This window comes from Gemmatimonadota bacterium (assembly GCA_016719105.1).
Taxonomy (GTDB): Bacteria; Gemmatimonadota; Gemmatimonadetes; order Gemmatimonadales; family Gemmatimonadaceae; genus SCN-70-22.
On the sequence record JADKAQ010000014.1, the window covers coordinates 33,077 to 46,634 of the forward strand.

A 13,558-nucleotide genomic window follows, 5' to 3' on the forward strand; every position below is an offset into this window, starting at 1 on the left:
CTGGCTCGTGTCCTGTATCTCTACCGTGTGGGCGGTGTGGTCGCGCTCGACAGCGTGCGCGATGTTCTTGCGGACTGGTGTCTGGCTTGCGCTCTTCCTTCTCCTCTGGTGGGCCGGCAGCCGCCGCCACGCTGCCTAACGGGGAGTGCTGCGGGCAGCGGGACGGTCGACATAGCATCGTCCCGCCTCCCAGCATTCTGAGAAGGCGCAGGTTACCGGTGTCCCGCGATTCCGGTTTGATCGGCATTGCGATCTTCCTCGCGCCGGTCATCGAGGAGATCTCCCGGCGCGGCTGCGGTCATCGCGGGGGAAGCGGATACCTCGCCCGCGCGCTTCCCGCAGCAGCACGACCCTACCGCTTGACCCAGTCGGCAGAGGCCAGCGGGAACTGCATGGCGACGACCTTGCCGCTGGTGCCGATCTTGAAGGTCACCGGCATCTTCCCCATGATCGCATCGTTCATCGTCGCGACAAATGAGTCGAAGTGGAAATGCTCGGAGCTCACCGACGATCGCGCTCTTGTCGTACTTGATGAAGAGCTTCCCGCCGTCCAACCGTACGGTGGCCGTTCCCATGAAGCTGTCCGTGTAGGTCCCGGCGTATGCCTCGAGCGGAAGCGACGGCTTGGTCCCCTCGACCTTGACCGGAGGCTTCGCGGCGGCCCGACGCCGCGCCTGGTCGGCCTGCTCGGCCGCGTAGTACTCGGCGTTGTAGTCCTTGGCTGGGGATATCCCCAGGAGCCGATCGAAGGCGTTGGCCATCAACGGGAGGGTGACGTCGGACTGGTTCATGTTGGTGAGGATGACCATCCCGATCCTGCTTTCGGGGAGGAATCCGACCATGGCCGCCATCCCGTCGATGTTGCCGCCGTGGTTCACCCAGCGCTGGCCGCGGAAGTCCTCGACAAACCACCCGAAGCCGTAACCCAGAAAGCGGGGCGACATCAGGCGGGCGATCATGTCTGGATCATCGACGGTGAACTGCGGGGCCGTCGCCTCGCGCACCATCGCGTCGCTCAGCAATCGCTTCCCCTCGAAGGAGCCGTTGTTGATCCACAAGCGGAGCCACTGTGCCATGTCGGCAGCGTTGGAGTTGATCGACCCGGCTGCCCCCGCGTTGTCGATGTTCCGATACGGGATCGCCGTGACCACACCGCCGAGTTCCGCGTGTGGGGTGGCGACGTTCGGATTGCCTGCCAGCTCCCGCACCGACGTGTTGGACGACGTCATGCGGAGGGGAGCGAAGATCCGGGACTTGATCAGGTCGTCCCAGCTCTGTCCCGTCACCGCGTGCGCCACTTCACCGGCGGTGATGTACATCAGGTTCTGGTACTGGAAGTGCGAGCGAAAGCTGGTGGTCGGCGCGAGTCGTCGGATCGACCGGACGATGTCCTCCCGGCTGTTCGTGGTGGCATACCAGATGTTGTCGCCGCGGCTCATCCCGCTGCGATGCAGCAGGAGATCGCGCACCGTGATCTCGCGGGTGACCCACGGGTCGTACATCTCGAACCACGGGAGGTACTCGGTCACGCGATTGTCGAAGCGGATTCTCCCCTCGTCGGCGAGCATCTCGAGCGTCGCGGCGGTAAAGGCCTTCGAGGAGGAGCCGATCGCGAACATCGTCTGGGCGTTCACCGAGTCGGTCCCGCCGACCGTGCGGACGCCGTAGCCCTTGAGCATGATCACCGAGTCGCCCCGGACAGCCGCAATCGCGAGCCCCGGCACCTTCCACTGCTTCATCGCCGCCATGACGTACTGGTCGAATCCGGTCAGCGGGTTCTTCGTGGCGGCGCGTCTGGGCGTCCGCCGACGTGGTCCACGGCGCGACGAGGGTGAACGCGAGAATCGCAAACCACGAGAGGGGAAAGCCGGGTGAGCGTCGTCCGTGCGTCATGCGGTCGTGTCCGTAAGGGGTCGAGTCCTGTCGCATCGCGGGCGCCATTGAGACTACCTCTCGAGATCGCATCGTGCCAACGTTCGGCCGCAACTCAACCCGGCCTTCGGTCGCACGTCCACACGATTGCTCATGTCCCTGCGTCTGCTACTCGCCGTGACGCTCTTCGCGCTGGCCGCCTGGTCCCCCGTCGGCCTTGCACAAGCCACGCATGACAGCGCCGGTGTGCGCCTCGCCACCTATTCCCGGAGCGCGAAGCCGCGCGCGACCTGGAGCCTGAGCGCACAGCCCCTTCTTGAACTCGGCGTGACCGACGACCCCGCGAGCGAGTTTGCAGCGGTGCGTGGTGTGGTGCGTCTCGCGGATGGCGGCGTCGCCGTCGCGAACGGCGCCAGCAACGGATCCGCGTGTTCTCACGCGATGGGCGGTTCGTGCGTGCGTTGGGACGGGCGGGAAGCGGCCCGGTGAGTTTCGCCCGGATCACCTGACTGCTGCGGCGGGGCGACACGCTGGTCGGCGTCGACGGGGACTCGCGGCCAATCTTCGAGCCATCCGGCCGCTTGGTTTCGTAGCGCGCCGGCGCGCCGCGCCGGGAGTGCACCCCGCAACGCATCGGTCTTGGCGCGGGGCGCGACGTCCTACGTACTCGTCACGGATGGCGCGCCGATGGCCGAGCGTGAGCGCCAGATCATCTTCTACACGCTCACGGTCGCCGACGCCGCGGGCGACTCGCTGCTCCCCTTGTCACGATGCCCGGATACCGGCAAGCCCGATCACGGCTTTCGCCCGCCAGCTGCTCGAGGCAGAAGGCGTGGTCGCGCGTCCGACTCCAGCGCGTGCGCCGGATACTCTGATCGGCTGGTGCTCACCTGCCACGGGCCCAGGGGCGTGCGCGCGTCCGCATCAGCCGCGACATCGCGCCGCGCGCGATTCGCGAGGAGGAACGCGCGCTGGTGCGTCAGGCGTACCTCGACGCCAACCGGGACGCCCCGCCGGCCGTACGCCAGCAGATGACGACGGCGGTGCAGGCGTTCCCATTCGCGAGCACCGCTCCCGCCTTCAGTCGTCTCGCGCTCGGGCCCGATGGTGAGTTGTGGGTCGGTCCCTTTGATCCCGGCTTCGGCCTGCCGGGTCCCGGGGCGCCCCTCGCCCCCACCACGCCGCAGACGTGGAGCGTGTTCGCACCGGACGGTACGTGGCGGGCCGAGGTGACGCTCCCGCGGCGGTTTGCGCCGTTCGAGTTCGGGCGCGACTATGTGGCCGGTGTCGCGTTCGATGCCGATGACGTCGAACGCGTGGTCGTGTGGGGCGTGCGTCGTTAGGGTGCTCGCGTGATGAGGCCGCAACAGATGCTGGAGGATCAAGGATCCCCATGGTGAAACGCGCCGGCGTGACCGTGCTGCTGGTCATCTTGTGGGCCGCCGGGATTCTCGGTGGCGCACTCTTTGGCTGGTGGCGGCGGCCGCTTACGCCCACGGATGATCCCCGCGCCTTCAGCAAGCCGCCATCCCCATCATCAACGCGGGGAATCGCGCCAACACTGCCGTCATCCTTATCAGGAGAGGCGCCATCGGCGCTGAGTTCTATTCCGCGAGTCGCGACTCCATCGACCGAAATAGCGTCTTCGCCACCGCGTCATTGAGCAAGTGGATCACGGCACATGCCGCCATGAAGCTGGTGGAGCAAGGCAAGCTGGACCTCGATCGACCGGTTGAGGGCTACCTCACGCGATGGCACCTTCCATCAACCGCGTTCGATTCGCGTGAAGTCACCGCGCGGCGACTTCTCAGTCACACGGCCGGGCTGACCGATGGCCTTGGCTTCGGGGACTATCGACGAGACGAGGCCCTTCCAACATTGGAGGAGGCGCTGGCCGCGCCTCGGGCATCCAGCGGCCGCCCTTCCTCGCCCATCGCCGTGGGGATCCAGCCAGGCTCTCAGTTTCGGTACTCGGGCGGTGGCTACTTGCTGCTCGAGCTGCTGGTGGAAGAACTCTCGGGAGAGCGGTTCGACACCTTCGTCACTCGCGAGGTGCTCCACCCCTCGGCATGACGCGCTCGGGATACGCCGACCTTTCTGCAACGACCAACTCGGCCAAGTCATACTACGCCGACGGCCGGCCAGCACCGATCTACCAGTACGCGTCACGGGCAGCGACGGGGTTCACTACGTCTGCCAGCGACATGGTCAGTTTGGTCCTGGCGCAGCTGCGAACGGTCGAGGGGAGCCCACTCGCCAGGACGACGCTCGAGTCGATGCGCATCGCCGAGGCACGATCGATGGGCGCCGACCTCTGGGGGTTGGGCACCGTGCTGTACGCGCCGACGAAGAATGGCGGCGTCATCTTCGGCCATGACGGAGCCAATGAGCCAGCGATCAGTGCAACCGTCCGGATCAACCCCGACACGGAGGACGCGATCATCGTCCTGGCGACCGGCAGCAAGGCACTCGCGTCGCAGCTCGGCGCGGAGTGGGTGTTCTGGCAAACCGGCCTGCCTGACGTACTCACCATCCCCTCCGAGATTCGGCGAGTGATGCCTCTGATTGGTTGGGGGGCGTGTGGCATCGTGCTGCTCGCCTTCGCGTCAGCCTGGCGTACGCGGGGCAAGCGAATCACGGGCGGCACCTAACGACCGGTGGTCGCGGACGGCGCCGAATGTCGGCCGTGCGCCGCGAGGGCGCATCGCCTCCCGTAGGTCGCACGGGTGACTCACCTCGCGAAGGGCCGCAGGATTCACATCCAAAGGAGGACGGCATGGCGAAGCTCGTGTTCGGAATGAACCAATCGCTGGACGGGTATGTCGACCACATGGCGTTCGCGCCAAGCCCAGCGCTGTTTCGCCACTTCGTCGAGGAGGCTCAGGGGCAGGCAGGCAGTGTGTACGGCCGCCGTATGTACGAGATCATGCGCTACTGGGACGACGACCATCCTGAATGGGGTGCAGATGAACGCGCCTTCGCGGCGGCGTGGCGGAAGCAGCCAAAGTGGGTCGCCTCGCGCACGTTGACCGAGGTCGGCCCCAACGCCACCCTGCTCGACGCCAATCTCGAGGGCGCGATCCGCGCGCTGAAGGCCGAGCGCGACGGGGAGATCGAAGTGGCCGGCCCTGTCCTGGCGCACTGCCTAACCACTCTTGGCCTCATCGATGAGTATCGCATCTACCTGCATCCCGTCGTGCTGGGGCACGGCGCGCCATACTTCGCCGGACCCCGGCCGCGACTTCGCCTGATCGCGAGCGATCGGATGGACGATGGGGTGATCAGGTTGAGCTACGCACCTGTCGGGTCTTAACGCCGAGTGTAGCCGCTGTAGACCTGGCCGGCGTCCTGCGGGCACGAGAGGAAGCGCCAGGCCGCCCGACGATCCGCCCAGTCGCCGCACAACAGGTTGAGCTGCTCGCCCTGGCTGCCGCTCATCTGCCAATGCAGGTGGCGCGGCGCGAGCGACAGGTCAGCCGTACGCTGCACGCTCTCGGAACCGCACTGCAGGATGCGGTCGGTCAGGCTCGACGACGTGGGCTGCAACACCAGGTTGCCACCGTTGGGGTTGTAGGGCGAGGTGGTCACCCGCACCACACCTTGCTCCACGAGCAGCAGGTCACGCGTGCACACCGGCGCGCTCAGCACGTCAGGACGGCGCACCACCAGTTCATAGCGCCCGCCGTCCAGGATGCGCAGCCCGGCCCGGTAGCGCCGGTCGTCGTAGTGCGTCTGCGGCGACAGGAAGCCGGCCGCGTCCAGCGGCGCATCATGCGACGCCACCAGCCAGGTCCCCAGCATGCGTGGTGGCGGTGGCTGCGTGGGTGGCGTGCTGTTGGGCAACATGTCGGCGGCTTCTGGCAACGGCCGCCTGCAGGCGCTCGAAGCTCTTGATGGTCTCCGACACGTCGGCGTTGGTGAGCGCCAGGTGGTAGGTGGGCAGGCCGTACACGGACTGCAACTCGGTCAGGTCCACCTTGTAGCGGAGCGGCGCCAGCGAGCCCGCACCCTCCCGCTCCACGCAGCTCCTGGGGGCGCTGGACGTGAGGCGATGCGTGGCCTCGTGCGCGCGCTGCGGCTGCATCACGAGCAGGCGGCCCTGCAGCGTGAGCGTACCATCGTGGCTGATCGTGCGGCTGCATTGCTGGTCGCGAAAGCCGTAGAAGTAGCGATAGTGGCCGTCCGGTTCCACGCGCAGGTAAGTGCCGCCGCCTCCGTCCATGGTAGTCATGGAGGTGGTCATGGTCTCGTAGGTGCGCCCCGATGCCATGGTCTGCGTGCCGAAGGAGACGCGGAAGTCGCGCTTGATGGTGTCGAACACCCAGATGCCTTGCAGCTGCTCCACGCTGGGCTCGCGGCGCAGGTCCAGTGCGCGCCCGGCCAGCGCATCGGCTGGGACACGTCCCGCCCCGGCCCCGGCCGCCACGGGCGCAGGGCCTGCGGGCCCTGGCGGCGCCGCCGGCGTGGGGGACGTGGCCGGCGCCGGGGGCGGCGCGGCCGCCGCAAGGCGGGCCGCGTCTGGCGTTAGGCGCATCCCGTTGAACATCTGTGTGGCCCGTTCGGCGAAGCGCTGATAGCCTGCATCGGAATCGGCCATGAATATCATGGTTCCGCAGGCGCGCCACGCTCGGCGCGCGCCAGATAGGAGAAGTGCCGCGTCCCCTGGCTGGTCGTGTACGTGGCGAACCAGGCGGCGAATTCACCCGCCGAGCCAGTGCCGCGCTTGAGCGGGTACGCGCGCACCAGGGAGAGGGCGAGCGATGCTTCCAGCTGCTGGCGGTTTGCGGTGAATTGTGCCGTGAAGTCCGGTCCCTGCGGCTGCACCGGCAGGAGGAGGATGTACACACTCCCCGGCGCGACGCCCGGTGGCGCGAAGAGCGTGGCACCGTCCTGCGCGGCGCTCACCCAACCTGCAGGCGGCGTGACACTGTAGGCGGTGGGCTGTGCCACCGCCGGTGTGAACCGCGCGGCGCCCGCCAGCAGCATGAACGGCGCGATGAAGCGGAGCTTCGTTCCAGTCACCGGCATAGAGGTTCGGCAATTACGTGCGAATGTCGCGGAGGCCGATCATGCGTTGCGCCCCGCGGCGATCGGTGGTGCCGCAGCCGCTCGATCGGCGTGCTTCGAGTATAGGCCGCGCCCACCGGGCACGGAGAGCCCGCGGGTGCAACGTCGCGATCCTCGCCGCGCCGTCGCGTGTTGCCTCCGGACCGCCGAGCTCGAGTAGGGCCGTCCTCTTCTCCCTCACCTTCCTCCCGCAGGTTGTCAACACTGCCCGGGCCTAGCTGTGGGCGCGGCGCCGCCGAGTGGGCGCAGGCCCGTTGGTGTGGATGTGCCCGTCGCGGGCACAACGGACTCGACGCAGGGGAAGGCGACGCACAGATTCACCGCCAGCCCACACTCGATGCCCGGCCTCGCCACCCGACGCCACATCACGAGCGCCACTCGGACCCTCCGATGGCTACGTTAGGCCGTCACCCGCACAGGAGAGGGGCGCCGCATGAGTCGCGTATTCGTCAACATCGGGTTGAGCCTCGATGGCTACATGGCACCGGACGGCATGACCATGGAGAACTTCGAGTACAAGAACTGGGGGGCCAAGTGGGGGGCGATGATGGCGTGGATCCTCAACCAACAGTACTTCCGCGAGAACCTCCAGCTCGGAACCGGGGGAGAGACCGGCCCGGTCAATGACCTGGTTCGTCACACCACGGAGCGCATCGGGGCGAACATCATGGGCAAGCGCATGTTCGACCAGGGCGAACGCGTGTGGCCAGAGAACGCTCCGTTTCATACCCCGGTCTACGTCCTCACGCATGAGCAGCGCGAACCCTGGGTACGCCCAGGCGGGACGACCTTCTACTTCATCAACTACGGGCCAGAGCGGGCACTCGAGCTGGCTCGGGAAGCCGCCGGCAGTCGTGACGTCCGTCTCGCGGGTGGAGCAGATGTGATCCAGCAGTACCTGAACCTGGGTGCCGTCGACGAGTTGGAGATCGCCTTGGCCCCCGTGTTGTTCGGCGGTGGGCGGCGTCTCTTCGAGAACCTGCGCGACCCCGGGCCGCAGTTTCGCATTGACCGGGTGCTCGATGGCCCGGCCGCCACGCACTTGCGCTATGTGCGTGCGTGATGATGGCCTAACTATCGGTGGCAGGGCGCGCCCTGCCACCCACCCGGCACTACTTCATCGCGAGCACGTGCGCCACGAACTGATCGACGGCGATCTCGGTCCCCTGGTAGAAGCCCGACGTCTTGTTCGTCTCGAGGTCCGCTTCACTCCGATGCAGCGCCGTGAACACGTAGCGTGTGCCGGTCCCAACCGACTCCATCGTCACGATGGCCGTGATCGGAATGTCGTCGAAGACCGCCGGGCGATACCCGGGAACAGCATGGAAGTCCAAACCAGTCGCTGCATCGGGACGACGTCGAGGAAACAACCGAGGTTCGGAATCTCCGGACCGTCTCCCACGGCGATGTCGATGCTGAAGATGCCCCCCGGCAACACATCCATCTCGGTTCGCGCCACACGCCCCCACGGCTTGGGCATGTACCACTCCATGAGGTGTTCCGGTTTCGTCAACGCTTCCCAGACGAGCCGCGGGGGTGCGTCGATGAACCGTTCGATGGCGAAGTCGAGCTTCGGATTGAAGGCGAAGTGCGTGCTCATGATCCGGATTCCTTCTCCTTGAGTTGTTTGACGTAGCGATCGAACCGGTCCAGTCGAGATTCCCACTCCTGCCGACGCGCGCGCAGCCAGTCTTCCACGACCTTGAACCGTTCGGGTGCGAGCTCATACGTCCGCACACGCCCGTGCTTCTTCGACTTGACCAGTCGGCTCTGTTCGAGCACGGAGAGGTGCTGCACGAACGAGGGGAGCTGCATGTCGAACGGCGCCGCCAGTTCGCTGACGGTGGCGGGTCCGACAGACAGTCGCTCCAGGACCTGTCGCCGAGTCGGGTTGGACAAGGCGTGAAAGACTTCGTCAGCGGCTGCGAATTGCACCATGTCCAACTCCGTCGCGATGCGCGGGTGATCCGAACTGCCGGAGGGATAGTACAACCCGAAATCACTTTGGTAAATACCTAAGTATAGGAAATCTCGGAATCGCCGAACGCGTCGTTCCGATCAACCGGGGCGATCGAAGGCGGTGGCGGCCGCCGCCGCATGCCCCCGACTCGTGTACCTTCCGTCAACCTCTACCCGGCCCCATCATGCGAATCGCGACCGCTACCTTCGCCGCAGCGTCGGCGTGCCTATCGGCCCTCTCCGCGGCGCCCGTCGACGCGCAACGACTCGAGCCTCGTCCCGTTCCGCTGCAGCAGGTCGAGGCCTTCACCTTCCAGTCGCCGTCGATGGGGGTCCGGTTCTCGGTGAGTGTCGGACTCCCCCCGGGCTACAAGGCGGGCGACGGCAAGAAGTATCAGGCGTTGATCTCGACCGACGGCGACTGGGCCTTTCCGGCGGTCAACACCGCCGCCCGGAGCCTGGCGGGTGTGATCGAGAGCCCGTTCGTGATCAGCATCGGGACGGGGGCCGATGAAAGCGAAGCGCTCTGGACCCAGCGCCGGATCTACGAGTTTTCGCCGCCCGACTGGGACATGAAGGACGTCTTCGGCCAGTTAGTCGGCGGGCTGTGCGCACAGATGAAGACGGAGCCGGCAAAGTGCACCGGTGGCGCGCCGAAGTTCCTGAACGTCATCGTGTCGGAGCTGATTCCGCTGGTGAAGGCGAAGTATCCGATCGACCCCGATCAACTGGGCCTGTTCGGCGTGTCGGCCGGCGGCTTCTTCGCCTCGTGGGCCATCTTCCAGCCGAATTCGCCGTTCAAGAAGTACGTGATCTCGAGTCCCGCCATGGCGTACGGCGACGGCGAGATCTTTCGTCAGGAGGCCCGGTACGCCAAGGACCACAAGGATCTCGCGGTCGGGATCTACTTGTCGGCCGGCGTGCTCGAAACGGGTGACGCCGATCTCGAAGGCGTCGGGCGCATCGTGAGTGGGACGGCCCACTTGGCCGGCGTACTCGCCGGGCGCAAGTATCCGGGGCTCAAGGTCGTGACGGAGTTCCACCCCGGCATGGGCCACGTGGACGTGGTGGGGACGGCGGTGGTGCGAGGGCTCCGGACACTCTACGGCAAGTGAGCGAGTCGCTCGTGCCGCGCGCGCACGTTCGCGGCGACGACGGGGCTTTCGAAGCGAGTCGAGCAGCAGGGTCCGGGCGCTCGCCTACGTCGCGGGCAGTGTGGCGGGCTTCCGAGGACGGGCTGGACCAGGTGCTGTCGGGATCGTGGGGCTCGCGTCTTTCGCCGACGCCTCTCCCTCGACTTCGTCCATTTCCGCGTGACCCTCCTCTCCTGCTCCAACGTCGGCATCTCCTTCGGTGCGACGGAACTCTTCAAGAACGTCACCTTCACCGTCGCCGACGGCGAGCGGTGGGGAATCATCGGCCGCAACGGCGCCGGGAAGACGTCGATCTTCAAGGTCATCACCGGTGACCTGCAGCCCACGGTCGGGAGCGTCGCGCGCAAGCCCGGACTCAGGCATGCCCTCCTCGACCAGCACCGAGCCTTCGAGGGAGCGACCACGGTGTGGGAGGCAGGGGCCGCCGCGTGGCGCGAGGTCATCGCCCTCGAACACAGCATCGCCGAGCAGGCGATGCAGCTGGGCGAACTGGGCGATCGCATCACCGACGAGATCCTCGAACGGTTCGGGCACGATCAGGAGCGATTCGCCGACCTTGGCGGCTACATCTACCACGCCCGCGTCGACGCCGTGCTCCAGGGGTTGGGATTCGACGCCGAGGAATCGAAGACGCGGCTCGTCTCGTCGCTCTCGGGTGGTGAGCGCGGACGCGTGGGACTCGCGGCACAGCTCATTGCCCCCGCCGACCTCCTGCTCCTGGACGAACCCACCAACCACCTCGACCTCGATACCACGACCTGGCTGCAGGACTGGCTCAAGGAGGCCGACGAGACGGTCATCGTCGTCTCGCACGATCGTGCCTTCCTCGACGCCATCTGCACGAACATCCTGCACGTGGAGGCGCGCACGAGCGAGTCGTACAAGGGGAACTACAGCGCCTTTGTCCCGCAGCGTGCCGAGCGCCGCCTCACGCGCGAGCGCGAGATGGAGAAGCAGCGCGCGTACGTGAAGAAGGAGGAGGAGTACATTCGGCGAAATCTCGCCGGGGTCAACTCCTTCCAGGCGAAGGGGAAGCGCAAGCGGCTCGAGCGCCTGCCGCGCCTGGCGCCGCCACCGGGCGATCCAGCTGCAATGACCCTCCACTTCGAGCCGGCGGAACGCGGCGGCGACCAGGTCGTGGCGATCAAGGATCTCCGCGTGGAGGTCCCGGGGCGCGTCCTCGTGGAGGACTTCACCGCCGTGCTGCGTCGGAACGACTTCGTCGCGCTCATCGGCCCGAATGGCGCCGGCAAGTCCTCGTTCATCTCCACCCTGCTCGGCGATCGCGCGCCGGCCAACGGCGAGGCTCGCGTCGGCAGCTCGATCACGGCGGCGTGGTTCAGGCAGGATCTCGCCGACCTCCCGCTCCGCAAGTCGCTCTCGGACGCGATCAACGACCATCGCCCCCTCTGGAATCGCGGTCAGGTGCAAAACCACCTCGGCGCGTTCGGCTTCAGTGGCGATGAGGTGTTCCGCGAGATCGGCTCGCTGAGCGGGGGCGAGCGGGCGCGCATGGCGCTCGCGCTCATGACGCTCAAGGGGGCCAATCTCCTGGTCCTCGACGAGCCGACCAACCATCTCGACGTCGAGAACATCGAGGTGCTCGAAGACGCGCTGGACGAGTACGAGGGGACGGTGCTGCTGGTGAGCCACGACCGCGCCTTCCTGCGCGAGGTGGCGACGCGCGTGTGGGCGTTCGACGGGGCGCGCCTGATCGACTTCGATGGCCCCTTCGTCGAATGGGAGGAGGATCGCGCACGTCGCGCACAACGGAGCAAGCGACCGGCGGGCGCATCAGAACGATAGGGCGGGGCGGCGACCCGCGTGTTCCGGGGGGGACAGGAAGCGGTCGCCTCCGGCACGCCCCCCTCGGGCGGCCCGGCGTGGAAGAGCTGGCGGCGCCCCCCCCCCGGCCGCTCCGCCAGCAGCCGCGCAGGAGCCTTTTAGGCGGCCACCATCTCGACTGCTGAGGCGGCTGCGTCGACCGCGCGCGGTGTGCGGAACACCGTGGAACCTGCGGGTCGATACGCACGTAGGCTCGGGCATGACTCCCACTCCGCGACTTGTTGCCCCTGCGCTCGCCCTCGCCCTGTGTGTCGCGTGCGCGCGTTCGCGCCCCAACGCGCCGGTTCGCGCCACTGCACCCGGCGACCGGGAGACCGCCGAGGCGCTGTTCTCGCGCCTTGACTCGCTGCGACGTGCGCAGCGCATCCCGGGGCTCGCCGCGGTCGTCCTGCGTGATACCACGGTCATCCTCGCGCGCGGCTTCGGCTTCGCCGATGTGGAGCGCCAGGTCGCGGTGACTCCCGACACCCCGTTCGACATCGCGTCGGTGGCGAAGCCGATATCGGCAGTCGTGGCGCTCCGGCTCGTGGAGGACGGACTGCTCGATCTCGACCGACCGATGCGCCGCTACCGCGACTTTGTCGACTTCTGCTCGGCGACGCGCGGCGAGGGCGGGATCTTCTTCGGCGACTACGCGTGCGAGGACGACCGGCTCACGCTGCGGCACGTGCTGTCGATGACCGCCAACGGGGCAGCCGGGACGCGCTTCTGGTACAACCCACCGTCCTACTCCTGGGCGTCGCGCCCGATGGCCGAGGTGACGGGGCGCGCCTTCTCAGCGCTGGTCGATTCGCTCGTCTTCCGCCCCGCCGGCATGCGTCACTCGGCTCGACGAAATCGGCGGCTCCCCCTCCCTGCCGCGCTAGCGGCGGCGCTGGCGAAGCCCTATCACCAGGACTCGGCCGGCCGGCTGGTGCCGTCGGCTCCACCGCCGCCTCAGGGTGACGGCGCGGCCGGTGGAGTCATCGCCAGCGCACTCGATCTGGCGCGCTTCGACGTGGCCCTCGCGGACGGTCGTCTGATCACCCCGGCCTCGCGTGCGAGCCTGTGGGCGTCGACACGCACGCCGTCAGGGGCAACGTTGCCCTACGGGCTGGGCTGGTTCCTCGGCAACGACGCGGGACGACCACTCGCCTGGCACACCGGGCTGTGGGATGGGCAGTACTCGGCGCTGTACCTGAAGGTGCTGGGGGAGACACCCGCCGAGCGGCTCACGCTGATCCTGCTGGCCAACAGCGACGCGCTGAAGTGGAATACGCGGTTGGACGAGGCGGCGGTCGAGCGTTCTCCCTACGCGACGGCCTTCCTCGAAGCGTTCCCCGCACGCCGTAGTCCTCGCTGACGGGACGGGGCCGGCGCGCCGGCGACTCGCCATCGCGTATTGCAGCTGCCCGGTCGGGTGATGACGACGCATCCCGGCATTCGCATGGAGGCACCTGCGGACCACCCGGCCGGGAGGCGCGAGTCACGCACGCCGCGCGCGAGGGGCCGGCAGCAGGCGCCCTGACGGAGGCGTCCAGCCGCTTGAACACTCGCCATGCATGACCAGCGCGCGGGTCGGTCGTCTGGCAAGAGAATCGCGAAAGCCGGGGCTTCCCCACTTGCGGGGCGGTCGGGCCGGTCGTAACAACGCAGCGTCTCAATTCCTTCCACTCCCGCCC

Annotated in this window: 16 protein-coding genes; 9 read left to right on the forward strand and 7 right to left on the reverse strand. The window is 67.5% G+C overall.

Going from position 1 to position 13,558, the window contains the following annotated elements:
- Positions 1-212 precede the first annotated feature (212 nt).
- A complete protein-coding gene (locus IPN47_14790; protein ID MBK9409281.1) occupies positions 213-1,748 on the reverse strand; it encodes a serine hydrolase in 1,536 nt (511 codons plus the stop codon).
- A gap of 277 nt (positions 1,749-2,025) precedes the next feature.
- Here IPN47_14790 and IPN47_14795 point away from each other — a divergent pair, with 277 nt between their 5' ends.
- The 5 genes from IPN47_14795 to IPN47_14815 all read left to right on the forward strand — a co-directional run bounded on the left by IPN47_14795 (position 2,026) and on the right by IPN47_14815 (position 5,185).
- The gene (locus IPN47_14795) at positions 2,026-2,361 is read left to right on the forward strand and encodes a hypothetical protein (protein MBK9409282.1); all 336 of its coding nucleotides are present in this window, start codon (positions 2,026-2,028) and stop codon (positions 2,359-2,361) included.
- Positions 2,362-2,846: 485 nt separating this feature from the next.
- A complete protein-coding gene (locus tag IPN47_14800; protein ID MBK9409283.1) occupies positions 2,847-3,215 on the forward strand; it encodes a hypothetical protein in 369 nt (122 codons plus the stop codon).
- A 184-nt stretch (positions 3,216-3,399) separates the two neighbouring features.
- Entirely contained in the window at positions 3,400-3,945 is a 546-nt protein-coding gene (locus IPN47_14805; protein ID MBK9409284.1) for a beta-lactamase family protein, read from the forward strand.
- Positions 3,946-4,148: 203 nt separating this feature from the next.
- Positions 4,149-4,523 carry a hypothetical protein gene (locus IPN47_14810; protein ID MBK9409285.1) on the forward strand — a complete coding sequence of 125 codons (375 nt, stop codon included), beginning with the start codon at positions 4,149-4,151 and terminating at the stop codon, positions 4,521-4,523.
- 125 nt (positions 4,524-4,648) lie between these two features.
- A complete protein-coding gene (locus IPN47_14815; protein ID MBK9409286.1) occupies positions 4,649-5,185 on the forward strand; it encodes a dihydrofolate reductase family protein in 537 nt (178 codons plus the stop codon).
- On the opposite strand, the gene IPN47_14820 is transcribed toward IPN47_14815, so the two are convergent.
- From IPN47_14820 to IPN47_14830, 3 genes are read right to left on the reverse strand one after another with little or no spacing between them, the layout of a single operon-like run.
- A complete protein-coding gene (locus tag IPN47_14820) occupies positions 5,182-5,673 on the reverse strand; it encodes a hypothetical protein (GenBank protein ID MBK9409287.1) in 492 nt (163 codons plus the stop codon). The genes IPN47_14815 and IPN47_14820 overlap by 4 nt on opposite strands.
- Positions 5,642-6,469 carry a hypothetical protein gene (locus IPN47_14825; GenBank protein ID MBK9409288.1) on the reverse strand — a complete coding sequence of 276 codons (828 nt, stop codon included), beginning with the start codon at positions 6,467-6,469 and terminating at the stop codon, positions 5,642-5,644. Before IPN47_14825 ends, IPN47_14820 begins: the two co-directional genes overlap by 32 nt.
- 5 nt (positions 6,470-6,474) lie before the next feature.
- Positions 6,475-6,894, reverse strand: coding sequence for a hypothetical protein (locus IPN47_14830; GenBank protein MBK9409289.1), 420 nt, complete (start codon positions 6,892-6,894; stop codon positions 6,475-6,477).
- A gap of 478 nt (positions 6,895-7,372) precedes the next feature.
- Between IPN47_14830 and IPN47_14835 the strand changes: the two genes are divergently transcribed.
- Positions 7,373-8,002, forward strand: a complete 630-nt coding sequence (locus IPN47_14835; protein ID MBK9409290.1) for a dihydrofolate reductase family protein — start codon at positions 7,373-7,375, stop codon at positions 8,000-8,002.
- A gap of 49 nt (positions 8,003-8,051) precedes the next feature.
- Here IPN47_14835 and IPN47_14840 read toward each other — a convergent pair whose 3' ends face one another.
- The 3 genes from IPN47_14840 to IPN47_14850 are packed head-to-tail and all read right to left on the reverse strand — an operon-like array spanning position 8,052 to position 8,877.
- On the reverse strand, positions 8,052-8,201 hold the full coding sequence (locus tag IPN47_14840) for a hypothetical protein (GenBank protein ID MBK9409291.1): 150 nt from the start codon (positions 8,199-8,201) through the stop codon (positions 8,052-8,054).
- 2 nt (positions 8,202-8,203) lie between these two features.
- Positions 8,204-8,539 (reverse strand): SRPBCC domain-containing protein, encoded by a 336-nt coding sequence (locus IPN47_14845; GenBank protein MBK9409292.1) that lies wholly within the window; start codon positions 8,537-8,539, stop codon positions 8,204-8,206.
- Positions 8,536-8,877, reverse strand: coding sequence for a helix-turn-helix transcriptional regulator (locus IPN47_14850; protein MBK9409293.1), 342 nt, complete (start codon positions 8,875-8,877; stop codon positions 8,536-8,538). The genes IPN47_14845 and IPN47_14850 overlap by 4 nt, the downstream gene beginning before the upstream one ends.
- Positions 8,878-9,083: 206 nt before the next feature.
- On the opposite strand from IPN47_14850, the gene IPN47_14855 reads away from it, so the two are divergent.
- The 3 genes from IPN47_14855 (at position 9,084) to IPN47_14865 (ending at position 13,239) form a co-directional block, all read left to right on the forward strand.
- The gene (locus tag IPN47_14855; protein ID MBK9409294.1) at positions 9,084-10,013 is read left to right on the forward strand and encodes an alpha/beta hydrolase; all 930 of its coding nucleotides are present in this window, start codon (positions 9,084-9,086) and stop codon (positions 10,011-10,013) included.
- Positions 10,014-10,211: 198 nt separating this feature from the next.
- Positions 10,212-11,858, forward strand: coding sequence for an ABC-F family ATP-binding cassette domain-containing protein (locus IPN47_14860; protein MBK9409295.1), 1,647 nt, complete (start codon positions 10,212-10,214; stop codon positions 11,856-11,858).
- 238 nt (positions 11,859-12,096) lie between these two features.
- Positions 12,097-13,239, forward strand: coding sequence for a beta-lactamase family protein (locus IPN47_14865; GenBank protein MBK9409296.1), 1,143 nt, complete (start codon positions 12,097-12,099; stop codon positions 13,237-13,239).
- The last annotated feature ends 319 nt before the right edge of the window (positions 13,240-13,558 follow it).